Genomic DNA, 23237 nt, shown 5'->3' with positions numbered 1-23237 from the left:
TAACGTGGAGACTTATAAGGGTTCTGTTACTTTGATTTTGTAGCTTAGGGCGAAGAGCATAGAGTATAGAGCTTTATTAAAAAAACTCTGAGGACTGGAATTTTATTCTAGTTCTTGGAGTTTTTTTATTATTAAATCAAGATAATCTACTAGTTTCGTGTAGATATGAATCATAAGCGCTCCAAATCTATCATATAATCATTATACTATTCAAGATTAAAGTATCCAGAAAAACAAGAAACAATCTCATCAAATTATAAGATGTAATTAAATAATTGTCTCACAATAAATAATAGAAAAAATTACAAAACACCTATAGAAAAGAACTAATACTACTCATAACTCAAGTGGTGTTTTTCGGCTCCATAACCCATATTAAAAGCTGATAACATGCGATTTAAGCCCATAACACATGAATGAGAATACCTTATAAGCACAGTATTAAAAAACTAATTTCCCAAAGCGTAAAAAAATGTTTTTAATTTATCTAATCTATTGTACATTTGCAGCTTGTAAAAAAAATTAAGTTTTATGGCCGCAATTGGACAAATTAGAAAGCACTACGGATTATTAGTAGCAATCATTGGTATTGCACTCGCCGCCTTTATTTTAGGCGATTTATTTAAAGGACAAACCAGAGAAGCTGTCAATATAGGCGTAGTAGACGGAGAAGAAATATCCTACAGGGATTTTAGTTTAGAGGTAGAACAAGCTGTTGAAGCTGAAAAAACAAATAAGCAAAAACTTCAGTTAACTTCTTCAGAAGTATTCAGAATCAAACAAAATACTTGGAATAACATGGTGAAAGAAGTCATCATGAAAAAAGAGATAGAGGAAATTGGATTGGCAGTCACTGCTGATGAATTATTCAACTTAGTACAAGGCTCGAATCCTCATCGTTATATTCTTCAGTATTTTAAAGACCCAAACACAGGTGAATTCAATGGAGAATTGGTGTTACAATATCTTCAAGGATTGGATCAAATGCCTCGTGAAAGTCAATTACAGTGGATTGAGTTTGAAAGAGCTATTAAAGATGACCAATTGAACACAAAATTCAACAACTTGGTATCTAAAGCATATTATTATCCTTCAGCATTTGCTAAGATGGCAGATTCAAGAAAAGAAGCTGAAGTAGAGGTGAAATATCTTGCTCAAGATTATTCATCTATTGCTGATGATAAAGTTGAAGTAACAGATGCTGATTACCAGAAATACTATAATGAGAAGAAAGAAAGTTTCAAACAAAAAGAAACTAGAAGTTTAGATTATGTAGTTTTCAATGTAAAGCCTTCTGCTGATGACCGTCAGGCACAACAATTGAAATTTAATGAGTATTATGAGGAAATGAAAACGATACCTTTAAATGAAGTTACTGTTTTCACTAATTCTATATCTGATAAGAAATACGAAGACAAATGGTATAAAAGAGGTGAACTCCCTTTACAAATTGAAGCTACCATGTTTGATGGTGAGCCAGGCGCTACTGTTGTTCCTTACCTAAGCAATAATGCTTATCATACTGCAATCTTATTAGAAAAAGGAAACCGTCCTGATTCTTTAAAAGCATCACATATACTTATCGCCTACGCTGGTGCCACTAGAGCAAATCCAGAAGTAACAAGAATTAAACCTGAAGCTCAGAGATTAGCAGATAGTCTTTTAGCTATTGTTAAGAAAAACCCTAAGAAAATTGAAGAATTAGCAATTGCTTTTTCTAACGATGGTGGTGTTACTGAAAACAAAGGACATTATGATTGGTTTGCTGATGGACAAATGGTTCCTGAATTTAATCAAGCAATTTTAGATAATAAAGATGGCTCTGTTGTTTTAGTTGAATCTGTATTCGGTTTCCATGTTATGAGAATCGATGGCAAGAAAGATTTTTCTGATAAAGTAAAAGTTGCCAAAATGGAAAGAGAAATCCAGCCTAGTAACCAAACTTACCAAGATGTTTATGTTAAAGCCAATGAGTTTGCAAGTAAATGCAAAGTTTCAAGTTTCGATGCTGTAACTGAAGAAATGGGTTTAAGTAAAAGATCATTAGCTGATTTAGATGCTATGCAAGAAAATATCCCTGGACAAAAAGAAGGTCGTCAAATTATTATTTGGGCTTATGGTCAAGATAGAGAGCTTAACGACTTAGAATTATTTGATATGGGTGCTAGTTATTTGGTTACTACTCTAGCTAAAATCTCTGATGAAGGATATACTCCTTTAGAAGATGTAAAGCAAAAAATTTCTTCCGCTGTTAAGAACTTAAAGAAAGCTGATATGATTATGGAGAAGATGCAAAACTCTTCAAACAAAAGCTCTTTAGACAAATTGGCTGCAGAACTTAATGTTAAAGCTGAGACTACTAAACTAACTTTCGAAACCTCTAGCTTCCCTGGATTTGGTCCTGAAGCTGATGTTATCGGAGTAGCTATGTCATTAGATAAAGGAGAAATGGCTGGTCCTATCAAAGGAAGCAAAGCAGTATTTATGCTTGAAGCTGTTAATACTAAAGCTGCAACTGAAAAGGCCAACTATAAAGCGTTATCAGATCAAATGAGTAATAGATTCCTTTCTTCTGTTAACTTCAAGCTTTATAAAGCTATGGAAGAGCAATCAGAAATTGTTGACAATAGACATTTATTCTTCTAAAAAAAGAAAAAACATATTGAAAAACCTCTCCTAATCTTAGGGGAGGTTTTTTTTATTATATTCGTGAAAAATTATTAAAATGGAAAGTATATTTAATACTAATGAAGAAAAGTTTGAACTTAGTCCCTCCTCTATTCAACACCTTACAGAAGCTGCGAAATGGAGTAAATTCCTATCTATAGTGGGCTTTGTGGGCGTTGCCTTATTTATAGTTCTTGCCCTGTTTATGGGAATCGTTTTACCATCATTGAATGAAGGACTTGGGATGGATGCTTTTCAACAGTTAGGTAACCAAGGCAACAAGGGTAATATGGCCATATTTGGCCCCATCATGGCTTTCATTTATTTGGCTTTTGCCATCCTCTATTTTTTTCCTGTATTATACCTTTTCAATTTCTCTAAAAAGGCTCAATTAGCCATTAAAGAAATGAATAATGAGCTCATAGAAGCTTCATTCAATAATCTCAGAAAACATTTCAAATTTATAGGAATCCTCGTTATAGTTATCATTGCACTATATGCTTTGGCATTTGTTGGTGCAATTATGGGTGGAATACTAGCTTCCCAATTCTAGTAAGAAATCGTACAATTCAGATTTAGAAGGAGCTTTACCATGCCAGGTATAATCTCCTTCTATAGATTTTACGCCTTTTCCCATTAGGGTATGTGCAATGATTATTGAAGGCTTTTGGCTATTCTTTTCAATCTGTTTAAAAACAGATTCTAGTTCTAGAATATCATTGCCATTACATTCGAATACTTCCCAATTAAAGGCCTTCCATTTATCAACTAGTGGCTCCAGTTTCATGACTTTCTCCGTAGAACCATCAATTTGAAGATTATTTCTATCTACTATACCTATAAGATTATTTAATTGGTGATGACCAGCACTCATGGCCGCCTCCCAAATAGCGCCTTCTTGTAATTCCCCATCTCCCAAGAGACAGAAAACCCTTGAGTTTCGATTGTCTATTTTATTTGCTAAGGCTATGCCTACAGCAACTGAAAGGCCTTGTCCCAAACTTCCTGCAGATAATTCTAATCCTGGTAAGCCATGATCCCGACCCGGATGCCCTTGTAGGCGAGAGCCCAACTTTCTAAGACTCATTAACTCTTCTTTCTCAAAATAACCTGCTTCAGCTAAACTAGCATATAAAACGGGTGCCACATGTCCTATGGACAATATCAATCGATCACGATCCTCCGATTTTGCATTCTTCGGATCATGCTTCATTTCTTTAAAATATAAATAGGCCATTACATCGGCAAGACCTAATGACCCACCAGTATGTCCAGAACCTGCCTCGGAAATCATGCGAAGCACACATTTTCTAATTTCCTTTGCCTTATTCTCTATTTCTATACTCGAAAATTTCTTTTTCATCCTTCTTAATTTGAAAAAACATATTGCAAGATATTGGCGCCCATTTTTAAGGCTTCCATCCTTTTTTCACCAGAATCATTATGAACTTCTGCATCTTCCCAACCATCTCCCAAATCACATTCATAAGTATAGAAACAAACCAGTCTACCTTCATAAATCAATCCAAAGCCTTGAGGTGGTTTTTTATCATGTTCATGAATCTTGGGCAACCCATCTTGAAAATCATATTTCTGATGGTATATGGGATAATCAAAAGAAAGCTCTTCGAACTCTAATTCAGGAAATACCTTTTTCATCTCTGGACGAATAAAAGGATCCATTCCATAATTATCGTCGATATGTAAAAAGCCCCCGGAAATTAGATAATCTCGAAGGTTGGAGGCTTCTTGTGCAGAAAAAACTACGTTTCCATGCCCGGTCATATGAATGAATGGGTGATTATAGATATCACGACTACTAGGTTCTACTGTCTTATAATCTTGGTCTAAATCCATCTGGAGATAGGCATTACAATAGGCTATTAAATTGGGTAATGCTGTAGGATTTGCATACCAATCTCCTCCTCCATTATATTTTAATAAAGCTATCTGAACAGGTTTTTGAGAAAAGCTCATGAAGCTAATCATTAATAATAAAACCAATAGAACGTGTGTTTTTTTAACCATTATGAATTCTCTAAGATTGATTTATAAATGCGATACTATGACAGGCAACCACTGCAGCTGTTTCAGTTCTTAATCGAGAGCTAGAAATACTAACAGGCTCAAAACCTTTATCTTTAGCCTCATTCACTTCTTCTGGTGAAAAACCTCCTTCGGGTCCGATAAGTATCAATGCTTTTTCACCAGCCTCAACAAACCTATCAATACGATCGCTTTTATCAGCCTCACACCAAGCAATAAGTTTCTTTCCATCAAAATCTTGATTTATCAAATCTTTAAATTTCATCATCTCTTTCAATTCGGGATGCCAAGCTTTTAAAGATTGTTTCATAGCCGAGGTGATTACCTTTTGAAGTCTGGGCCATTTTATTTCTTTACGCTCTGAATGTTCTGTTCGAATAGGTGTAATTACATCAATGCCAATTTCAGTGGCTTTCTCCAAATACCACTCAAAACGATTAATATTCTTTGTTGGAGCCACTGCCATGTGAAGTTCATATGGCTTAGAATTGAAATCGCATTTGGTTTCGTTCACTTGAACCAAACATCTTTTTGGATGCGGATCAATAATTTCTGAAATCATCCAGTTTCCTTTTCCATCGGTGAGAATTATTTCATCACCCATATCTAACCTGAGCACACGAGCCGCATGTTTCGATTCCTCTTCGGAAAGCTGATAAGTATTCCCTTGTATATCTGGTGTATAAAAAAGATGCATTATTGCTTAATTATTTTTAAGGTTTGAGTGCTTTGAGTGTTGGTGAGTGACAAAAGATAGACTCCCCTATTGAGTTGTCCTAAATCGATATAATGATCATTCGAAGAAATTATTTCTACATGAATTTGATTCCCACTTAAATCATAAACTATCAATTCAACTGGCTCACCATTCAAACCATAACAAGTAATACCTTCCACAAAAGGATTGGGAGAGACCGTAAACAGAGAAGCAAATTGCTCATCAAGTCCCATGCAAGAGGTAATGAAAAACGAATTTGAAGAGACAGGACTGGTATAGACGCCTTCCTCCACAAATAAAGTAATACTATCCAACCCAGACCCACTCACAGGCGATACCATATAAGGACCTTGACCTTCTCCACTTAATATAATTAAACTCTCTCCAAAATTCCAATGATAGATAGCATCAGTATTGGCATTTCCAGTATAATTAACTTCATATGTGTTTTCATAGCACATTACATTATCTTCTTCAAGGCTAATACTAAAATCACTATGCAATTTAGGTAAAACGGTCACCACAGAGGAGGAATCCACAATTTCCCCAGCACTGATTACTACACCAAATAAATCGATAAATACTTCAATGGTAATATATAGCTTATACTCCCCCCAACTGTCCACTTCTGGTGTTCCAAAAACATTAACACATTTAGGGATTTGAGGATAAAAATCGCAGTTATTATCCTGACATTGATAATTCATTCCTGGAGGAATATTATTTATAGTCACTATTTCTATATGATCTAACACCACTCCCTCTTGCTCAGTTGGAGAAATAATTGTCAAGACTTGTTCGTAATACTCATCCTCGATAGCACTAGGAAAATCGGTAGGACAAAATTCACCATCTCCTTCAGGGTCGGTACAATTAGGGTCAGGAGTACATTGTGCATTTGTTATATTAATACTCAACAAAATGGAAACTATCAATATAATGGATTGTAGAATTCTTTTCATAGTTTAAATTTAAGTGCTTAGGCCCCATAATGATCAAAGAAAAACAATGAGATAATTATTGAAGGATTAACAGTTTTTTGATAAACAAAATTACTAAAAACTCTTGTATCTTTACAGCCTAAAAAAAACTCTTATGCTTAACAAAAATCTTATCATTAGCTTTATTGGTCTGCTGGCCATTATGCTCACCTCATGTGGTCCTAATCCTGAGATTACAAAAGAAGAACTTCATAATCATATCAGCTATTTATCATCTGATTCTCTTAAAGGTCGTTTCCCTGGAACACCAGAAATGGAATTAGCGGCTAATTATATCAGAAATGCTTATAACGAAGCTGGAATAAAACTTTTAGCAGAAAAAGGATTACAAGAATTTGAAGTCACCACAGATATTTCTAGAGGAGAAAACAATATGCTAAGTATTGGAGATTCTATTTATGCTGCGGGCAAAGATTTTGTTCCTTATTCCTTCACTGCCAACAAAGAGCTGAATTCTGATATTGTTTTCGCTGGATATGGTTTCAGTTTCAATAAAAAAGGTGTGGAATGGGATGATTTTGAAGGCATTGATGTAAAGGGAAAATGGGTTTTGATGCTCACGGGTGATCCTGAAATTGACAGTGCAAACTCTATCTATGCTGCCTATTCAGGGGATCGTGAAAAAACCTTAACAGCTACTGATGCTGGTGCTTTAGGTGTTTTATTAGTGAGTGGTCCGGTGATGGATACTAGAGACAAACTAATCAGCCTTCATTTTGATAAAACTCAAGGCAACTCTGGTATTCCGGTGATGAACATCAAGAGGAAAGTCGCCAATGAGATATTAAAAAATAGCGGATTCACCGTAGCTCAATTAGAAGAAAAGTTAAATAGTACTCGTCAAGCCCATAGCTTTACAATAGAAGCACAAGTAAAAGGAAGCACAGAAGTAAATCAAGTAAAAGTGAATACTCATAATGTATTGGGATTTATTGAAGGTACAGATCCTGTATTAAAAGATGAGATTATCGTTATTGGAGCACATTATGATCACTTAGGTTTTGGCGGACCTGAATCAGGCTCTAGAATGCCTGACACTATCGCTGTTCATAATGGAGCTGATGATAATGCCAGTGGTGTAGCTGCTATCATTGAAATTTCTGAGAAACTAGCTCAACAAGATAATAAAAGAAGTTTACTTGTTATCGCTTTTAGTGCAGAGGAAATGGGCTTATTGGGTTCTAAATATTTTGTGAATCATCCTGAATTTGATGTGAAGCAGTTTAAAGCCATGATCAATTTAGATATGGTTGGAAGAATGAAAGAAGACAATGGAATATTATTGGCAGGAGTAGGAACATCAATAGAAGGGGAAGCCTTACTAAAGAAATTAGAATCAGTGGATACCACTTTACAATTGGGCTATTCCCCTGATGGATACGGTCCTTCTGATCATGCTGCTTTCTATGCTGAAGGCATTCCTGTATTTTTCCTTTCTACAGGAGCTCATGATGAGTATCATACTCCATTTGATGATGTAGAGAAAATCAATATTGAAGGTGAAAAGAAGCTTTCTGATTATTCTTTTGCTTTAACTAATGAGCTTCTTAACATGGATAAAAGCTTGACTTACCAAGAAAACGATATGACCGACCAAAGAAAAAGAGGCCGAAGAGGTTTTAGCGTTACACTGGGAATTATGCCCGATTATGCTGGTGTTGAAAATTCAGGTTTAAGAATTGATGGTGTAAGAAATGGTGGCCCAGCAGACAAAGCTGGAATGAAAAAAGGTGATATTATTGTGGCTATAGACGGAAAAGACATCAAGAATATTTATGATTATATGCACCGTCTCAACACTTTAGAAAAAGGGAAAACAGCTTCTGTGGATATCATCAGAAACGAGGAAAGACAAATTCTACTCGTACAACTTTAACATTAGCCCATGCTACTATTTGAATTATCGCAAGAGCTGATCAGAAAATTCCTTAAGTTTGGTATTGTAGGCTTTAGTGGATTATTCATTGATTTCGGATTCACTTTTCTTTCTAAAGAAAAGCTAAGGGTTCAGAAATATTTCTCAAATGCTATTGGTTTTATGATGGCAGCAAGTTCTAATTATATTCTTAATCGAATTTGGACCTTTCATAGCGAAGACCCAAAAGTATTGGTAGAATACAGCCAATTTATGTTCATCAGCTTATTAGGACTAGCTATCAACACCTTAGTATTATGGCTCATCGTTAGCAAGCTCAAATGGAATTTCTATATCGCAAAATTAGTAGCCATTGCTGTAGTTACTGTATGGAATTTTGGAGCCAATATATTGGTCACTTTTGCTTAGAGTTATTCTAAATACATAAAAATCGAAGATATAAAACACAATCTGGTACTTTAATACGTAAATATTATTGATATTTGCACAAAAGAAAATAATCATGGAAAATAAAGAACAAGTTTGTGTATTCTGCAAACAAAATCAAAATGAAGTACCATTGGTACAATTAGCTTATATGCAGGGCCAATATTGGATTTGTCCACAACATATTCCTGTATTAATTCATGATCCTGCAAAATTAGCAGGAATGTTACCTGGAGCAGAAAATATGAAAGCTGGATAGCAATAGCTACATAAAAGACCGAAAGCCTGACTTGTTCAGGCTTTTTTTATGCAAAAAAATAAGCCATCAATAAGATGGCTTATACATGAACTTGAGAATTTTGAACGAATCTAAGGTTAACTTTTTGTTGAATTTGACTGAATGAAGCTTATACCAAAGATTTCAAATATTTCCTGTCGCCAGGGCTTTGTTTTTCTGTGCAATTAATGTTTGACTCAATCTCTTTTATATTTATCAATATCCATCATCTGAAATGCACATTTATTTTACTAAATTGAAATACACCTGTTCGTTTCACAACAAACCAAATTATGATTTCAATTTTTATTTTGATGATTTAATATAAAGACCTGAAAAAAAGAAAAAGTTGCCTCTTTATGTATAATCTTTTAATTTAATTGAGATTTTAGGCCCCACCAATCAAAAGAAACAGAAAAAATAGTACTTTTGAAAATATTTAATTAATGTTAATTTTTGACACATAATAATACCATCATAAATCATTGTTGATCTTTCAACGTAATATTAATACCCATGAGAAAAAAGACTCTTTTAAGCTTTTTATTATTATTTATTGGTTTAGCTTCCTATGCGCAAACTGCCGGTATCAAAGGTTTTGTCTATGAGAAATCAACTGGAGAACCATCTATTTTTGTAAATGTTTTTTTAGAAGGAACCACTATTGGCTCATCCACTGACGATAACGGATATTTTGTTATCAATAAAGTTCCTGCTGGTAGCTACCAGTTATTGGTGACAGCATTAGGCTATGATACCATAAGAGAAAGTATCACCTTAGCTCCTGGTCAATTATTAAGTAAAAAGTTTTATATAAATGAAGGAAGTATTAATCTTGAAACAGTATACGTTTCTGCTGAACGTCAATCATTAAAAACAGATACCAAAATCTCCGTTACAAAGGTTACTCCAAAGCAAATAGAACAAATTCCTAGTATTGGTGGACAAGCAGATTTAGCCCAATACCTTCAGGTACTTCCAGGTGTCGTTTTTACAGGAGACCAAGGAGGGCAGCTATATATCCGTGGGGGTTCTCCGATTCAGAACAAGGTATTACTTGATGGGATGGTGATATACAATCCTTTCCACTCCATTGGTTTATTTTCAGTGTTTGAAACAGATATTATGCGAAACGCCGACATTTATACTGGTGGATTTGGTGCGGAATATGGAGGTAGAATATCTTCCATAATGGATATTACCACACGTGATGGTAATAAAAAACGAGTTTCCGGTAAAATAAGCGCTTCTACATTTGGTGCGAATGTATTGCTAGAAGGTCCCTTAAAAAAACAAAGTGAAGATGGTGGAAGTAGTTCTTCATTTATATTATCTGCTAAGCATTCATATTTAGACAAAACCTCAGAAAGCATATATAGTTATGTTGATGAAGAAGGACTTCCTTTTAGCTATACTGATTTATACGGTAAAGCATCTATTAATATGGGTAGTGGTTCAAAAATAAATTTCTTCGGATTCAGCTTCAACGACAAAGTAAAAAACTATAAATCATTGGCCAATTTCTCCTGGAATAGTTTCGGAGGAGGATCAAATTTCGTAGTTATTCCAGCTACTAGTTCTGTTTTGATAGAAGGCCATGTTTCTTATAGCAATTATGAAATTGAATTAGACGAAGCGCAATCTACTCCTCGTAATTCTCAAATTAATGATTTCAATATTGGTTTGGATTTAACTTATTTTTTAGGTGCTGATGAACTAAAATATGGAATTGAAATTCTAGGATTTACAACAGATTATTCCTTTTATAATTCTGCAAATAGAAAAATTGAGGAAAGACAAAGCACCACTGAATTTGGAGCTTATGCTAAATACAAATGGACCACAGGAAGATGGATTATTGAGCCAAGTTTTAGAGTTCAGTTTTATCCTAGCTTAAGTACCATTTCACCTGAGCCAAGGTTAGCTATGAAGTATAAAGCAACAGATAGAATGCGAATCAAATTTGCTGGAGGATTCTATACTCAGAATCTAATTGCAGCTACTTCTGATAGAGATGTAGTTAATTTATTCTATGGCTTCTTAGCAGGTCCTGAAAGTATTCCAGAAACATTTGAAGGCAAAGATGTAAGTGATAAATTACAAAAAGCACAACATGCTATTTTGGGCGTTGAATTTGACTTAAGTAATAGGTTGACATTAAATGTTGAAGGATATTATAAGAACTTTAGTCAATTAACTAATCTCAACAGAAATAAAGTATATAACAGTGATACACAGGGTGTTCCTGATGAGTTAAAATTAGATTTCATAGTTGAAAAAGGAAATGCTAAAGGTGTTGATTTCTCTTTAAAATATGATTACGATAGACTATTTGTATGGGCTGTATATTCTTTAGGATATGTTGAAAGAACAGATCCACAAATGACTTATAACCCTCATTTCGATCGTCGACACAATATTAACTTCTTATCCAGTTTAAAACTTGGAGGAGCCTACGATTGGGAAGTAAGTATCAGATATAACTTTGGTTCTGGATTCCCATTTACTCCCATGGCTGGTAATTACGAGCAAGTTGGATTTAGTGGTGGAATCAATGAAGATTACACCACTACCAACGGTGATATGAGTTTCTTATATGGTGACTATAATAGCCAAAGATTACCGAATTATCACAGAGTAGATGCATCAATTAAGAAAACATTTGAATTGGGTGAATTCTCTACTTTAGAAGCTAATTTCAGTATTACAAATATCTTAGATAGAGAGAATATCTTCTATGTAAATATCTATAATCGTGAAAGGGTCAATCAATTACCAATCATGCCTTCTTTAGGATTTACTTTGAGATTCTAATAATAATAAAAGCTAAACTTAAGGCTGTTCAATTCTATTGAACAGCCTTTTTCATTATTATTAGGTAGATACTATACTTCTTTATTCTATTTTTTTATTTAGCTCATCCATTTTGACTTAATCACAATAAATCCACCAATTAAAGCCAGCGCAATAATCAAACTCCAATTGGAAACTGGGACTGGAGCAGCTTCAATGAATTCCACTCTATCTAATCCAATATAATTACTATTCACACCACTTGGCCCACCATTCTCAACAAAATATCTTAGGGCAAACCTCCCTTGCTCTCCATTAACTAATCCAGTTACAGTATAAGTATATTGCGTCCATACTTCTGGGAAACCACCCATATCATAATTTGAATTAATATCATCCAATAAAATATTAAAATCGCCTACTGAAGTGGCCGTAGCACCTACATCAATACTTCCACCGTTAATACTCATTCTTACTTGCAAACGATCAGGCCAACCTGAACCAGATACTGTTCGTGTATAAAATGAAAATGAATCTCCATTTTGCAAAGTTAATTCTGGGCTAAACATCCAATTACTTATGGTATTGGAACCTGCAACACTATTAAAATTCACACCAATATAGGCTGTTGTAGCACCATCATATGCACTAAAAACTGCATCATTTCCTTGAAACCAGCCGGTAGCACCTAATGGAAGGCTGTTATTACTAAACGCCCATCCATCTCCTGCAAGACTTGTAATATCATCAAATCCCTCCCCAAAATCAGTAGTGCTTTTTTGATCAGGATTAGCTAAAGGTTTCCAAATATCAGGACTCAAGTTGGCATTTTCAGCATACTTCACTCCATTTATGTCATTAGACATTGTATTCTGCGCAGTAAGAAAACCAATACTGAAGCAAAATAATAACATTAATAAATTTACATTTTTTCTCATGATAATAATTTTTGATGTCATCAAACTTACTCAATATTTATAAATGCAGAATGGTATAATTGTTACACCTCCACATTGAATTGATTTATAAAGAGAATTTTACCATCAATTTTTCAACAAATATTGATTAATGTACCGGCAAGATATTCTGCACAGTCCTTGTGATAATTATATTACCAAGGCATAATAACAGAATATCTGCTGAAAAAATAAAATCAAATATAGTGAAACAATAAAGTATTGATAATAAATATTTTAACATTTACTTCACAATTTAAGAAGATTGAGTCCTATTGAAACTAAACGTAACCATTTCATCTACTCTTCATCTAATCAATGAAAACAAAAAAAGACAGATGGGGAATCAAATTAAGGGACTACCGAATGGGCATAAGCCAGTTCCGGGTAAGTTCACAAGAACACTATGGTGGTTTTCTACGGCCATTCCAGAAGTAATAAAAGACTGTACAACGGATAGATATAGAGCCAGAATTATTGGAGCAGCTGTTGTATTTACTTGGATTTATGCCACCGTAGCTTGGATGTATTTTTGGTCTTTAAGTATATCCTCCCCTTTCCTATTTGTTCCTCTTGGTTTATTGATTGGCTTCGGAATCCTCAGTATCGACAGAATGCTCATTGCAAGTATTAACAAGAATAAAAAGAGTAAAATTGCCATTACTTTTAGAGTTTTATTGGCTATTCTCTTAGGTTCTTTCATTGCCCAACCTATATTATTATGGATGTTTGAAAAAGACATTAGTCAAGAAATTTCTATTGTTCAGGAAGAAAAAGTACAAGAAAAAAGAACAGAGTTATTATCCATTTATCAATCAGAAAAAGAAGGACTTATTGCGCAGCAAAACAAACTAGACATTGATAAATCTATCAGATATGCAGCTTTAGAAAGGGCTGAGAAAGAATATATAAATGAAATTGATGGTACTGGAGGTTCAAAGAAATTTGGAATTGCTGGAATTGCTCGAGAAAAAGAAAAGGCCTATTTAAGAAGCCAAAAAGCATATAGTGCCATAGAGGAGTCTCAAAAGAAAGAACTCAGCAAAATTGATGATAGAATAACGAGTATCGATAGTATCGTCAATTATGGAACGGAAGATTTCAGAACCAATAAGCTCTCCCAAGGCTTCCTCATTCGAGTGAATGCTTTGCAGAGTTTATTTGAGAAGGACGAGCATTTTGCCCTCCAAAAACGATACTATCTCATTCTTTTAATATTGGTCCTCTTCGAACTCATTCCCATCATCAGTAAGCTTTATTTGCCCACTGGCTCCTATGATGAAAAAGTAAGATTACAAGACCAATTAGAACTACGGCTAGCTCAAATTAATCAAGAACAAAATCTAGATTTCCATCAACATACTTACCAAGTTGCACAAGAAGCTGACAAACTATTATCCTCTGAACTCTACAAACTAGCCCCACCAAAACAGCAAGAGCAATTAGAGCTCATGTTTGAAGAGTGGAAATCATCCCCTCAACAAAGTTTTGAGGAGTTCTTGAATCATGTCAATTTTAAATTGATGAGAAACAGAAATTTATAAAGTTCAAAAATTCAAATTCTCTTTGTTTATATTTTGGTTCGTTTCTTAGTCTTAATGTTAACAGAAGATTAATTTAAACAACCACATTTTGATCATTCAAAAAAATGTCTACATTTGCCTTCGAAATGAATAACAACATGAACATAAATAATTGGTGGCTTTTAGATCTATAATCTAAGAAGCAGCTATATTTATATAAAATATTTTACAAGACCTGCTTTAAGAGCAGGTCTTTTTTTGTGCAAAAAAATTAAAAAACATGACAACAACAATGACAATTTCAGCTAAATATTGGTGGCGCTACTCAGGAATCCAGACCTAAGAAGCCCCAGACTATTATATATATATACATCACATATAAGCCTGCTTCTTGCAGGCTTTTTTTATACCCAAGAAATAATGAAAAGAAAAGTTTACACCAGTTATTTAAAGACCATTGCCGACCTCATCACACCCGTTGGCGTTTATAGTGCATTACGCGATCACTATCCCAATGCCCTCTTACTCGAAAGCGCAGATTACCATGATAGAAGCGATAGTAAAAGCTTTATCTGTCTGAATCCCATTGCAGGTTTCGAGGCCACTCAAAAGAACTATGAGATACAATATCCCGGAGAGGAGGCTCAAAAAATAGTCGCTACTAAAAACGAAGACATCCTCCAATCTTTTAAGGAGTTTATTGAGTCATTCGAAGCAGTGGAGACTGACCTACCCTTCAATAGTTCAGGCCTTTTTGGCTATTCTTCTTTTGAGGCAGTCCAGTATATGGAAGAGATTGAAATGAATAACCCAAGTGATATTATGAAGGATAATCCCGATATGAAATATCAACTTTTTGAATTTATCTTGGTTTTCGATCATTTCAAAAATGAACTCTATATCACTCAAAACAGCATCGATAAAAATATCGCTAGTCCTAAGGGTTTGGATAAATTCAAAGGATTATTAAGATTACAAAGTGACCCAGGATTCAAATTCAATAAAGAGGGTGAGGAATCAGCAAATATTGATGCAGATACTTTTAAGAATAACGTCACTAAGGGAATTCAACATTGTTTACGAGGTGATGTTTTCCAATTGGTTTTATCACGCCGATTTCAACAAAAGTTCAAAGGAGATGACTTTAATGTTTACCGAAGTTTAAGAAGCATCAATCCATCCCCATACCTCTTCTATTTTGATTATGGGAATTTCAAAATCATGGGCTCCTCCCCAGAATCTCAATTGCAAATAAATAAGGGAATGGCCTATATCAATCCCATTGCGGGTACTGTATTGCGAAGCCAAAATTCTGCTGAAGATGCCGAAAGAGCAAAAGCTTTACAGAATAACCCTAAAGAAAAAGCAGAACATGTCATGTTGGTAGACTTGGCCAGAAACGACCTAAGTATCAACTCCGAAGAAGTAAATGTAGAGACCTATGCCGAAATCCAATACTTTTCTCATGTTATTCACATGGTCAGCAGAGTAAGTGGGAAATTAGAAAAAGGAGCCAATGGATTAGACATCTACGCCGACACCTTTCCTGCAGGTACACTTTCAGGAGCACCAAAATATAGAGCCTTGGAAATCATTAATGAAACCGAAACCTGCACCCGAAGCTTCTACGGAGGCGCATTAGGGTTTATGGGCTTTGATGGGAGTATCAATCATGCCATCATCATTCGCTCCTTATTGAGCAAAAACCAAACTCTCAATTACCAAGCTGGTGCCGGAATTGTTGCCCACAGTACTCCTGAAGGAGAATTACAAGAAGTAGATAACAAAGTAGCAGCCCTTAGAAAAGCCATTGAATTAGCACAAACCCTATAAATCAATTAAGATGAAAATATTAGTATTAGATAATTACGACAGCTTCACCTATAATTTGGTTTATATTTTGAAACAAAACCAAATACAATTTGATGTGATAAGAAATGATAAAATATCAAATGAGGATGCATTAAAATATGATGGTATTCTATTGTCACCAGGGCCTGGAATTCCAGAAGAAGCAGGAAATATGCCCAGCATTATTGAAACTTGTGCTGGGATAGTACCAATTTTAGGAATTTGTCTAGGCCACCAAGCGATTGCACAATATTTAGGTGGCGAAATCATCAATAGAAACGATGTGCTTCATGGCATGCAAACACCCATTATTCGCACACAAAAAGCATCTCCCATTTTTGAGAATGTGCCAGAAAACTTCGAAGCAGGAAGATATCATTCTTGGGAATTAAATAAAGAAAATATTCCTGAAAAAATAGAATGCACCGCTATAGATGAGCAAGGAAGCATTATGGCCCTTCAAAATTTAGAATTGAATCTTTTTGGCTTACAATTTCACCCAGAGAGCATCATGACCTCAGAAGGAAAGAAGATGGTAGACAATTTTATTGAAATCTGTAAATCTACAGCCTCATGAAAATGATATTAGAAAGATTATTTCAGCAACAAAAACTCAGCCGAGAAGAGGCCAAGGAAATATTAGGATTCATCTCCGAAGGAAAGTATAACACCAGTGAAGTGAGCGCATTCCTTACTGTTTTTCGTATGAGGAGTATTACCGTTGACGAGCTGAGTGGTTTTAGAGATGGTATGATAGAACGCTGTATTCCCATTAATCTAGACGAGTTTAATCCTGTAGATTTATGTGGAACGGGTGGCGATGGAAAAGATACTTTTAACATCAGCACATTGTCTTCATTCATTACTGCTGGAGCAGGGCTTAAAGTAGCCAAGCATGGGAATTATGGAGTGAGTTCCTCTTGCGGTTCCTCCAATGTAATGGAACACTTAGGCTATAAATTCACCAATCAAATCGATATACTTAAGCAACAAATAGATAAAAGCGGAATTTGCTTTTTACACGCTCCTCTGTTTCATCCTTCTATGAAAAATGTAGCACCTATCAGAAGAGATATTGGGGTAAAAACATTTTTTAATATGCTAGGGCCTATGGTGAATCCAGCATCTCCCAAAAATCAAATGGTGGGCGTTTATTCTATGGAACTTCAACGCTATTACAAATATATTTATGAGCAAGAAAATAAGAATTACCGCATTGTTCATAGTATGGATGGATATGATGAAATCAGCTTAACCGCTCCGACTAAGGTTATCAGCCCTGACAAAGAATATATGCTAAGTCCAGAAATCATCAGCAAAGAAAAAATAAACCCAGAAGATTTAAAAGGAGGTAAAACGGTAGCTGAATCAGCAAAAATATTCACCAGCATATTAAATGGAGAAGGAACTTATGCCCAAAACAGAGCCGTAATTGCAAATGCTGCTATGGCCATTAATGCAGTTCATTCAGAAAAATCCTTTGAAGATTGTCTAAATATGGCACAAGAATCTTTGGAAAGTAAAAAAGCACAACAAGCCCTAAAAACCTTAATTTCATCATGAGTATTTTAGAAAAAATAATAGCGACCAAATTAGAAGAAGTCGCCCATAATAAATCAATGACCCCAGTTAAACTTTTGGAGAAGAGCATTTATTTCGAAACCGAAAAAGTTTCCATGAAAGAATATCTGCTTCGCACAGATAAAGTCGGAATCATTGCCGAAATCAAAAGGAAATCTCCCAGTACTGGAGAGTTAAAATCAAACGTGAATATTGAAGAATTAAGCATAGGCTATATGCAAGCTGGAGCCACCGCACTTTCTGTACTCACCGACCAAACTTATTTCGGAGGCCAAAACAAAGACCTCACCGAAGCCAGAAAATTCAATTATTGCCCCATCCTCCGCAAAGATTTTATTATTGATGAATATCAAATACTAGAAGCCAAAAGCATTGGAGCGGATTGTATTTTACTCATTGCAGCCAACTTAAGCCCAAAAAGATGTATCGAACTCGCTGAATTTGCCCAAAAGATAGGATTAGAAGTATTAATGGAAGTAAATGCAAAAAATGAAATTGAGAGTCATTGCAATCCTCATATAGATATTGTTGGAGTAAATAACAGAAACCTCCACGATTTCACTACAAATCTTGAAACCTCCATGAAACTTTCTGAATTCATCCCTGAAGAATTTGTAAAAATTAGCGAAAGTGGTATTACGGAAGCTGAACAAGTATTACAACTGAAGGAATATGGATTCAAAGGATTCTTAGTGGGCGGGCACTTTATGAAAATGGCTGAACCGGTTGTGGCTTGTCGCGAATTGATTTCAAACATTCAAAACCAGTTATCATGTTAATGAAAGTTTGTGGAATGAAATATTCCGATAATATATCGGCTCTTGCTTCATTAAAACCCGATATGATGGGCTTCATCTTCTATCCAAAATCAAAGCGGTTTGTGGACAAAAAAGTTTTGGAGATGAGCTTTCGCGAGTTTGATGAAAACATATCAAAAGTGGCTGTATTTGTAAATAAGTCAGCTGAATTTATTGCTTCCGATCTAGTGGGATTACACTTCGACTATATACAATTACATGGCAAAGAACCCATTGAAGAAGTGATCAAACTAAAGAACTATGGCTATAAAATTATTAAAGCTTTTCCTATGAGTAATGCATTCGAATGGGATCGCACTGAAGCATACGAAGCCTATTGTGACTATTTTGTTTTTGATACCTCAAGTCCTAATCATGGTGGAAGCGGTCAACAGTTCGACTGGAATATTCTCAAAAACTATCAGGGAAAAACACCTTTTCTATTGAGCGGAGGCATCTCTATACAAGACATAGAGCAAATTAAAAAGTTTCAACATCCACAGCTTGCCGGAATTGACATCAACAGCAAATTTGAAATAGAACCTGGACTAAAAGATATTGACTTGGTTCAGAAAATGATTAAAGAATTTAGACGATGAAAAATACAAAAATATCAAACCATATAGACAGTGAAGGATTTTATGGCGATTACGGGGGAGCCTTTATTCCTGAAATGCTTCAGCCTAATATTGAAGAATTGAAATCTTCATATATTGAAATATTGGATTCAAAGGAATTTCAAGAGGAGTTTAAAGAGCTCCTTAGAAACTATGTGGGTCGCCCCACCCCTATTTATCATGCCAAAAGATTAAGTGAACACTATAAAACTCAAATTTATTTGAAACGCGAAGACCTCTGCCATACCGGAGCCCATAAAATCAATAATGCTTTGGGGCAAATATTATTGGCCAAAAGACTAAAGAAAAGCAGAATCATTGCAGAAACAGGAGCTGGACAACATGGAGTAGCCACCGCTACAGCATGCGCCTTAATGGGAATGCAATGCGTGGTTTATATGGGTGCCGTGGATGTGGAACGTCAATCACCAAACGTAGACAGAATGAAAATGCTCGGTGCAGAAGTCATTCCAGTACATAGTGGGAGCAAAACCTTGAAAGACGCCACCAATGAAGCCATCCGCGATTGGATTACAAATCCTACAGATACTCACTATATCATAGGTTCAGTGGTTGGGCCGCATCCCTATCCAGATTTGGTAGCCCGATTACAATCTGTAATAAGTGAAGAAATCATAACTCAAATGCCAGAGGAGCCTACACATATTATTGCTTGTATAGGAGGAGGCAGCAATGCCATTGGTGCATTCTATCACTTTTTAGACAAAGAGCATGTAAACTTAATTGGAGTGGAAGCAGCCGGCAAAGGTATTCACACCAATGAAACTGCAGCCACTTTAACTTTGGGTACTACTGGGGTTTTACATGCCTGCATGACTACCCTTTTGCAAACCAAGGACGGACAAGTCATTGAACCTCATAGCATTTCAGCAGGTTTAGATTATCCTGGAATTGGCCCTCAACATGCCCATTTACATCAAAACAAAAGCGTAAAATATGTAAGCGCTACCGATGAAGAAGCTGTTGCAGCCGCATTTCTCTTAACACAAAAAGAAGGAATTATTCCAGCGCTTGAATCTGCACATGCCTTTGCTTATTTGGAGCAACAAGAATGGGAACCAACTGATAGAATCCTGATTAATTTAAGTGGTCGTGGCGACAAAGACCTCAGTACTTACTCAAAATTTATTTAAGATGAGCCTACAAGAATTATTTCAAAAAGACCAGAAACCACTTCTGAATATTTATTTCTCAGCTGGTTTTCCTAATATAGACAGCCTACCCGAGCTTCTCAAATCGCTAGAGGAAGCGGAGGTTGATATGGTAGAAATAGGCATTCCCTACTCCGACCCACTTAGCGATGGACCAACTATTCAACACAGCAATAGCATAGCCCTGAAAAACGGAATTACTTTAGAACTCATATTTCAACAATTGGAAAGCTCCTCAAGTAGCATCCCGAAAATCATGATGGGATATTTTAATTCTGTGCTGCAATTTAGAGTGGAAGAATTCTGCAAAAGATGTTTTGAAAATGGGATTAGCGGAGTCATCCTCCCCGATTTGCCTTTGGAAATATATCAAAGGAAATACCAAGATATCTTTGAAAAATATGAATTAAGCTTTATCCTACTCATCACTCCTGAAACCACAGAAGAAAGAATCAGAAAGATAGACGAACATTCTACTTCTTTTATTTATGCGGTTAGTAGCGCCGGAACAACGGGCACCAAAAAAGGAATACAAGGTGCAGAAAATTATCTTCAAAGAATAGCTTCCATGAAGCTTAAAACTCCTGTCATGGTAGGATTCAATATCAGCAGCCCAGAAGATTTCAAATTTGCCAGTAAATACACCAGTGGTGGAATCATAGGAAGTGCCTTCATCAAACATATAGAAAACAGCAAAGATTTATCCCAAGACACCCAACAATTTATCAATTATATTAAATCCTAGAATCATGATTATTCAGTTAAATACAAATATAAAAGCAGGAGAAAACCTTCAACTTAAACAGGGTTTAGATCAACTCAAAATTCCATTTTATCCCGTCAATACCCAGTTGGGTGAATATCTCATTTGCACTCCTAATCAAGATTTCGATATCAGAAGAATTGGTCAACTTCATGGAATAAAAGATGTACACCGAGTAAATGGAACTCATAAAATGGTGAGTAGTAAATGGAAAGTAAAAAGAAGTATAATAGACATTGGAGATGGAATAGAAATAGGTGCTGGAGAAATGACGGTGATGGCTGGGCCATGCAGCATAGAAGATGAGTCTCAGGTATTAAAAACGGTGGAGCAACTCAAAAAACATGGTGTGAAAATCATGCGAGGAGGAGTCTATAAACCTAGAACAAGTCCTTATAGTTTTAGAGGTCATGGTATGGAGGGACTCAAAATGTTTCATGAGATTTGCAAAGCCAATAATATAAAAATCATTACGGAAGTGATGGAAACTGGACAAATTGACGCCATGGCTCCATATGTGGATATTTTTCAAATTGGTGCTCGGAATTCTCAAAATTTTAATCTTTTAGAAGCCTTAGGGCAAATTGACAAACCTGTGATGATAAAAAGAGGGATCAGTGGAAGTATTGATGAATTGCTCTATTCGGCAGAATACGTTTTCAAAAATGGGAACGAGAAACTCATTCTTTGCGAAAGAGGCATCCGTACTTATGAGAAAGCCTACAGAAATACCCTCGATTTAAATGCTGTTCCCATTTTAAAAGAAAAATCCCACTTGCCTGTTATTGTGGATCCAAGTCATGGAATTGGTTTGAGGAAACACATTGTCCCTATGACCTTAGCCAGCATAGCTTCAGGGGCTGATGGTGTGATTATTGAAATTCATGAAACACCCGACAAAGCAGCTACTGATGGACAACAAACCATTGATTATAATGAGTTTAATTCTTTAATGGGGAAACTGAATAGTCTTTCGGGTATTTTGGGTAATTGGTATAATTAGGCAAAGGGATAACTCCCCCTCCAAAAAACAATTATACAAACAAAGACTTTATTTCCTATTTTTGAGAGCACCAAAAAAAACAAAAACATGAACATTTCTATAAAATCCATTTTACTCAGCTTCATTCTATTATTAAGTTTGAATTCCTTTTCTCAGGATACCTTTTCTATAGTAGCTGTTGATTCAGTTACCGGAGAAGTAGGCAGCGCTGGAGCCTCATGTGTCAACCTTATTCCTTATCCTAACATGACCAATCACTTTTTGGGAGAATTATTCCCGGGTGTAGGTGCTATAAATTGCCAAGCTTATTATTTGGCAAACAATCAGGTGAATGCTCGAAACCGAATGAATGAAGGAATGACTCCATCAGAAATTATTACATGGCTGGAAGAAAATGATGTTCAAAACAATCCTACTAAAAGACAGTACGGGATAGTGGCTATGGTGGATGGTTCTCCAGAATCTGCAGGATATACAGGAGTAAACACAGATGATTACAAAAATCATGTGACGGGTCCTAACTATTCCATACAAGGGAATATTCTGCTAGGACAAATGGTTCTAGATAGTATGGAAGCTCAATTTCTCAGAGCAGAAGGCGATTTGGCTTGTAAACTAATGGCGGCACTTCAAGGGGCTAAAATGGTTGGAGCGGATACGAGATGTACCAGTAATGGTACCTCCTCACTATTCTCCTTTGTGAAAGTGGCTCAGCCTGATGATATTTTTGGAAGTCCTTCTTTTGTTTTGGGATTAAGAACAGCAAGTAATGCCGGAATCGAACCGATAGATTCTCTTCAAATATTATTTGATGAAACTCATTATTGCCCAAGTGTGGGTATTGAGGAGTCTAATGAGTTTGAGAACCACTTTACATTAAAACCCAATCCTGTTGAGGATATATTGTCCTTAGAATCTGAGCTAAATGGAGTATTCCAAGTTAGAATTGTAGATATCAATGGAAAACAAGTCCTACAAAGTTCTATTCTTAAAAACTTAAGTTTCGATGTAAGTCATTTAGATTCGGGTATGTATTTTCTTCAGATCTATAATGAGAAGCAAAATTTCATTAAAAAAATTATTAAAAAATAAATCAGTAAAAAAGGCTATCTAAAACATATTGAATCATAGGTCACTGAGCGGATCCAAAGTGACAAAACAACTGATATT

At 35.5% G+C, this 23237-nt stretch carries 21 protein-coding genes; 16 read left to right on the top strand and 5 right to left on the bottom strand.

Annotated elements, in window-relative coordinates:
• Positions 1-531: 531 nt before the first annotated feature.
• On the top strand, positions 532-2646 hold the full coding sequence (locus HNS40_RS14145; RefSeq protein ID WP_172281919.1) for a peptidylprolyl isomerase: 2115 nt from the start codon (positions 532-534) through the stop codon (positions 2644-2646).
• 79 nt (positions 2647-2725) lie between these two features.
• Positions 2726-3220: a DUF5362 family protein gene (locus HNS40_RS14140; protein ID WP_172281917.1), complete on the top strand. Its 495-nt coding sequence runs from the start codon at positions 2726-2728 to the stop codon at positions 3218-3220.
• On the opposite strand, the gene HNS40_RS14135 is transcribed toward HNS40_RS14140, so the two are convergent.
• Genes HNS40_RS14135 through HNS40_RS14120 form a run of 4 tightly spaced genes read right to left on the bottom strand, consistent with a single transcriptional unit; the run spans position 3203 to position 6393 of the window.
• Complete coding sequence (locus tag HNS40_RS14135) at positions 3203-4030, bottom strand: transketolase (protein WP_172281915.1); 828 nt, start codon at positions 4028-4030, stop codon at positions 3203-3205. The genes HNS40_RS14140 and HNS40_RS14135 overlap by 18 nt on opposite strands.
• A gap of 5 nt (positions 4031-4035) precedes the next feature.
• Complete coding sequence (locus HNS40_RS14130) at positions 4036-4695, bottom strand: DUF4159 domain-containing protein (protein WP_172281913.1); 660 nt, start codon at positions 4693-4695, stop codon at positions 4036-4038.
• 10 nt (positions 4696-4705) lie between these two features.
• On the bottom strand, positions 4706-5410 hold the full coding sequence (locus HNS40_RS14125; protein ID WP_172281911.1) for a 16S rRNA (uracil(1498)-N(3))-methyltransferase: 705 nt from the start codon (positions 5408-5410) through the stop codon (positions 4706-4708).
• Complete coding sequence (locus HNS40_RS14120) at positions 5410-6393, bottom strand: T9SS type A sorting domain-containing protein (RefSeq protein WP_172281909.1); 984 nt, start codon at positions 6391-6393, stop codon at positions 5410-5412. Before HNS40_RS14120 ends, HNS40_RS14125 begins: the two co-directional genes overlap by 1 nt.
• Positions 6394-6526: 133 nt before the next feature.
• Here HNS40_RS14120 and HNS40_RS14115 point away from each other — a divergent pair, with 133 nt between their 5' ends.
• From HNS40_RS14115 to HNS40_RS14100, 4 genes are all read left to right on the top strand, one after another.
• Positions 6527-8308, top strand: a complete 1782-nt coding sequence (locus HNS40_RS14115; RefSeq protein ID WP_172281907.1) for a M20/M25/M40 family metallo-hydrolase — start codon at positions 6527-6529, stop codon at positions 8306-8308.
• Positions 8309-8317: 9 nt separating this feature from the next.
• Positions 8318-8716, top strand: coding sequence for a GtrA family protein (locus tag HNS40_RS14110; protein WP_253916365.1), 399 nt, complete (start codon positions 8318-8320; stop codon positions 8714-8716).
• Between the two features lie 94 nt (positions 8717-8810).
• Positions 8811-8993: a hypothetical protein gene (locus HNS40_RS14105; protein WP_172281905.1), complete on the top strand. Its 183-nt coding sequence runs from the start codon at positions 8811-8813 to the stop codon at positions 8991-8993.
• Positions 8994-9527: 534 nt separating this feature from the next.
• A complete protein-coding gene (locus HNS40_RS14100) occupies positions 9528-11825 on the top strand; it encodes a TonB-dependent receptor (RefSeq protein WP_172281903.1) in 2298 nt (765 codons plus the stop codon).
• 98 nt (positions 11826-11923) lie between these two features.
• On the opposite strand, the gene HNS40_RS14095 is transcribed toward HNS40_RS14100, so the two are convergent.
• Entirely contained in the window at positions 11924-12742 is an 819-nt protein-coding gene (locus tag HNS40_RS14095) for a choice-of-anchor J domain-containing protein (RefSeq protein ID WP_172281901.1), read from the bottom strand.
• A gap of 356 nt (positions 12743-13098) precedes the next feature.
• Between HNS40_RS14095 and HNS40_RS14090 the strand changes: the two genes are divergently transcribed.
• The 10 genes from HNS40_RS14090 to HNS40_RS14045 all read left to right on the top strand — a co-directional run bounded on the left by HNS40_RS14090 (position 13099) and on the right by HNS40_RS14045 (position 23159).
• Positions 13099-14304 carry a DUF4407 domain-containing protein gene (locus HNS40_RS14090; RefSeq protein ID WP_172281899.1) on the top strand — a complete coding sequence of 402 codons (1206 nt, stop codon included), beginning with the start codon at positions 13099-13101 and terminating at the stop codon, positions 14302-14304.
• A gap of 399 nt (positions 14305-14703) precedes the next feature.
• Complete coding sequence (locus tag HNS40_RS14085; protein ID WP_172281896.1) at positions 14704-16116, top strand: anthranilate synthase component I family protein; 1413 nt, start codon at positions 14704-14706, stop codon at positions 16114-16116.
• Between the two features lie 10 nt (positions 16117-16126).
• Positions 16127-16711, top strand: a complete 585-nt coding sequence (locus tag HNS40_RS14080; RefSeq protein ID WP_172281894.1) for an aminodeoxychorismate/anthranilate synthase component II — start codon at positions 16127-16129, stop codon at positions 16709-16711.
• A complete protein-coding gene (trpD, locus tag HNS40_RS14075; RefSeq protein ID WP_172281892.1) occupies positions 16708-17697 on the top strand; it encodes an anthranilate phosphoribosyltransferase in 990 nt (329 codons plus the stop codon). Before HNS40_RS14080 ends, trpD begins: the two co-directional genes overlap by 4 nt.
• The gene (trpC, locus tag HNS40_RS14070) at positions 17694-18494 is read left to right on the top strand and encodes an indole-3-glycerol phosphate synthase TrpC (RefSeq protein WP_172281890.1); all 801 of its coding nucleotides are present in this window, start codon (positions 17694-17696) and stop codon (positions 18492-18494) included. The genes trpD and trpC overlap by 4 nt, the downstream gene beginning before the upstream one ends.
• The gene (locus tag HNS40_RS14065) at positions 18488-19111 is read left to right on the top strand and encodes a phosphoribosylanthranilate isomerase (RefSeq protein ID WP_172281887.1); all 624 of its coding nucleotides are present in this window, start codon (positions 18488-18490) and stop codon (positions 19109-19111) included. Before trpC ends, HNS40_RS14065 begins: the two co-directional genes overlap by 7 nt.
• Positions 19108-20283: a tryptophan synthase subunit beta gene (gene trpB, locus HNS40_RS14060; protein WP_216663709.1), complete on the top strand. Its 1176-nt coding sequence runs from the start codon at positions 19108-19110 to the stop codon at positions 20281-20283. Before HNS40_RS14065 ends, trpB begins: the two co-directional genes overlap by 4 nt.
• Before the next feature lies 1 nt (position 20284).
• Positions 20285-21046, top strand: coding sequence for a tryptophan synthase subunit alpha (gene trpA / locus HNS40_RS14055; RefSeq protein ID WP_172281885.1), 762 nt, complete (start codon positions 20285-20287; stop codon positions 21044-21046).
• A 4-nt stretch (positions 21047-21050) separates the two neighbouring features.
• A complete protein-coding gene (aroF, locus tag HNS40_RS14050; protein WP_172281884.1) occupies positions 21051-22067 on the top strand; it encodes a 3-deoxy-7-phosphoheptulonate synthase in 1017 nt (338 codons plus the stop codon).
• 87 nt (positions 22068-22154) lie between these two features.
• Positions 22155-23159: a DUF1028 domain-containing protein gene (locus HNS40_RS14045; RefSeq protein ID WP_216663710.1), complete on the top strand. Its 1005-nt coding sequence runs from the start codon at positions 22155-22157 to the stop codon at positions 23157-23159.
• Positions 23160-23237: the final 78 nt, after the last annotated feature.

It is taken from the genome of Lentimicrobium sp. S6, from assembly GCF_013166635.1.
Taxonomy (GTDB): domain Bacteria; phylum Bacteroidota; class Bacteroidia; order Bacteroidales; family UBA12170; genus UBA12170.
The sequence above is the reverse complement of the archived record's forward strand: the minus strand, read 5'-3'. Positions and strand labels throughout refer to the sequence as shown.

What these genes read in the sequence shown, in the direction of transcription:
- HNS40_RS14145 (WP_172281919.1), top strand. Translation starts at nt 532, where the DNA reads ATGGCCGCAATTGGACAAATTAGAAAGCACTACGGATTATTAGTAGCA.
- HNS40_RS14140 (WP_172281917.1), top strand. Translation starts at nt 2,726, where the DNA reads ATGGAAAGTATATTTAATACTAATGAAGAAAAGTTTGAACTTAGTCCC.
- HNS40_RS14135 (WP_172281915.1), bottom strand. Translation starts at nt 4,030, where the DNA reads ATGAAAAAGAAATTTTCGAGTATAGAAATAGAGAATAAGGCAAAGGAA.
- HNS40_RS14130 (WP_172281913.1), bottom strand. Translation starts at nt 4,695, where the DNA reads ATGGTTAAAAAAACACACGTTCTATTGGTTTTATTATTAATGATTAGC.
- HNS40_RS14125 (WP_172281911.1), bottom strand. Translation starts at nt 5,410, where the DNA reads ATGCATCTTTTTTATACACCAGATATACAAGGGAATACTTATCAGCTT.
- HNS40_RS14120 (WP_172281909.1), bottom strand. Translation starts at nt 6,393, where the DNA reads ATGAAAAGAATTCTACAATCCATTATATTGATAGTTTCCATTTTGTTG.
- HNS40_RS14115 (WP_172281907.1), top strand. Translation starts at nt 6,527, where the DNA reads ATGCTTAACAAAAATCTTATCATTAGCTTTATTGGTCTGCTGGCCATT.
- HNS40_RS14110 (WP_253916365.1), top strand. Translation starts at nt 8,318, where the DNA reads ATGCTACTATTTGAATTATCGCAAGAGCTGATCAGAAAATTCCTTAAG.
- HNS40_RS14105 (WP_172281905.1), top strand. Translation starts at nt 8,811, where the DNA reads ATGGAAAATAAAGAACAAGTTTGTGTATTCTGCAAACAAAATCAAAAT.
- HNS40_RS14100 (WP_172281903.1), top strand. Translation starts at nt 9,528, where the DNA reads ATGAGAAAAAAGACTCTTTTAAGCTTTTTATTATTATTTATTGGTTTA.
- HNS40_RS14095 (WP_172281901.1), bottom strand. Translation starts at nt 12,742, where the DNA reads ATGAGAAAAAATGTAAATTTATTAATGTTATTATTTTGCTTCAGTATT.
- HNS40_RS14090 (WP_172281899.1), top strand. Translation starts at nt 13,099, where the DNA reads ATGGGGAATCAAATTAAGGGACTACCGAATGGGCATAAGCCAGTTCCG.
- HNS40_RS14085 (WP_172281896.1), top strand. Translation starts at nt 14,704, where the DNA reads ATGAAAAGAAAAGTTTACACCAGTTATTTAAAGACCATTGCCGACCTC.
- HNS40_RS14080 (WP_172281894.1), top strand. Translation starts at nt 16,127, where the DNA reads ATGAAAATATTAGTATTAGATAATTACGACAGCTTCACCTATAATTTG.
- trpD (WP_172281892.1), top strand. Translation starts at nt 16,708, where the DNA reads ATGAAAATGATATTAGAAAGATTATTTCAGCAACAAAAACTCAGCCGA.
- trpC (WP_172281890.1), top strand. Translation starts at nt 17,694, where the DNA reads ATGAGTATTTTAGAAAAAATAATAGCGACCAAATTAGAAGAAGTCGCC.
- HNS40_RS14065 (WP_172281887.1), top strand. Translation starts at nt 18,488, where the DNA reads ATGTTAATGAAAGTTTGTGGAATGAAATATTCCGATAATATATCGGCT.
- trpB (WP_216663709.1), top strand. Translation starts at nt 19,108, where the DNA reads ATGAAAAATACAAAAATATCAAACCATATAGACAGTGAAGGATTTTAT.
- trpA (WP_172281885.1), top strand. Translation starts at nt 20,285, where the DNA reads ATGAGCCTACAAGAATTATTTCAAAAAGACCAGAAACCACTTCTGAAT.
- aroF (WP_172281884.1), top strand. Translation starts at nt 21,051, where the DNA reads ATGATTATTCAGTTAAATACAAATATAAAAGCAGGAGAAAACCTTCAA.
- HNS40_RS14045 (WP_216663710.1), top strand. Translation starts at nt 22,155, where the DNA reads ATGAACATTTCTATAAAATCCATTTTACTCAGCTTCATTCTATTATTA.